Annotated in this window: 1 protein-coding gene; it reads left to right on the plus strand. The window is 47.4% G+C overall.

The annotated features are described in order from the left end of the window. Nucleotides 1-69 precede the first annotated feature (69 nt). Entirely contained in the window at nucleotides 70-1764 is a 1695-nt protein-coding gene (locus tag OGM63_RS20270) for a M23 family metallopeptidase (RefSeq protein WP_263747460.1), read from the plus strand. Nucleotides 1765-1775: the final 11 nt, after the last annotated feature.

Here is a 1775-nt window from a genome sequence, read left to right on the forward strand (position 1 = left end):
CACTCCCCACTCCCCACTCCCCCATTGCCCATTCCCCAGTTTAATTACACACAACACGCACTCTAACAAATGACGCAGCGCAATCAAAAGAGCGATCGCCGTTTGCACAACTTATTGCAGCGATGTTTCGTGACAAAACCTTTGGCATCTTCTTTACCAGCACAGAGTCTGTGTTGGTTAAGTAGTTTCAGCCTCCTCAGTGGAGGCTTTGTGTATGCCCAGGTAGACACATCAATAGATAATATCGTTCCCACTGTTGAAAATTCACAAGCACAAGTTACAAATCCAGTTAAAAAAGAGGTTGTACGCGATCGCACTGCAACTGCTGTAGAAGCAACACCAGATTTTTCTGAGCGTCGAGCTAGACTCAAAAAGCGACTACGCAATCAAACAGAAGTTTCCAAAGTCTCACCAGTTAGACGTTCAACGTCTCAAAGCGAGTCTGATGAACTTGTGACTCGTATTAGACGCTCAAGACCGAGTGTCGAGATTTCTGAACCTGATACCACCGCTAGACGCTTTAGACGGCAGGTAGAAGCTTCCCAGGTTAAGCCTGTAAGAATTAGACAGGAAAAACCACAATCCGATTCTCAAGCCACATCCAACAATTCTGCCACTATAGAAAGACCCTCAGAAGTTTCGCGACCACCAAGCAGCTCAGATACAATCAGTGGAACAGAGGGCAAAAAGGATTACAATAACGCCTATATCGACCCCAACGATTATAAAAACGATGGGACGAGTAACTATCAAGCACCGAATTCTGTAGTACTTACAGAACGCTCTAGCGGTTGTCGAACCATTTTAGCGCCCGGTGCGAGTGGTGGCATTTGCGCTAAAATACCGATCGCTCCTTATGGAAATCAACGTGTAGCTGATTCTAATAACGAGACAACACCTAAACAAGCACCAAGTTGGATTAGAAGAAGCCAAGCAACAACGGCATCCGCTAACGTTTCAACACCACGCCGGATTGCAAGGGAAAATGATAACACAGGATGGCGGAGAACGCGGGTTGGTCCGATTAATCTTAACAATGGCGGTTGGCGTGAAAAGTCAGTTGCTTCTGCTAATGTAAGCAAAAGCGCTTTTCGCCCGAATCGATTTATCCCGAATCCCACAAGTTTCAATGCTAACCCCATAGTTGGTTCGAGTGCGATCGCACGATCATCTGGGGAATTGTCAGCACCGATGACGGCTGATAATACTGCACCCCGCGACAGCACTGTAGCTTACGATATCCCACTAGCATCAGCCTTACCACAAATTCCTTATACTGGCGCAATCGCTGCTAATCCTGGGGGAATGATGTTCCCGTTATCTGTTGCCTCACCAATTACATCATTGTTTGGTTGGCGAGTGCATCCGATTACAGGCGATCGCCGTTTCCACGCTGGTACAGATTTGGGTGCAGCGATGGGAACACCAATTTTAGCAGCTGCTACAGGTCAAGTCGAGATTGCTGACTATGTAGGGGGTTATGGTCTGACTGTTATTCTCAACCACACTTCTGCTCAACAAACTCTCTACGGTCACATGTCAGAAATATTTGTCCAACCCGGTCAGGTGATACAACAAGGAACCGTAATTGGACGAGTTGGCAGCACCGGCAATTCCACAGGTCCCCACCTTCACTTTGAAGTGCGTCACCTGACTTCCCAAGGCTGGGTTGCAACTGACCCAGGTCTAGAATTAGAAACTGCTCTCAGTCAGTTGATTAAAGCTACACAGACAGCGGGGGTAATTAGGGAACCGGGAAGTTAGAGGAGTGGGGG

The sequence above is a fragment of the Plectonema radiosum NIES-515 genome (assembly GCF_025753815.1).
Taxonomy (GTDB): Bacteria; Cyanobacteriota; Cyanobacteriia; order Cyanobacteriales; family Nostocaceae; genus Hassallia; species Hassallia radiosum_A.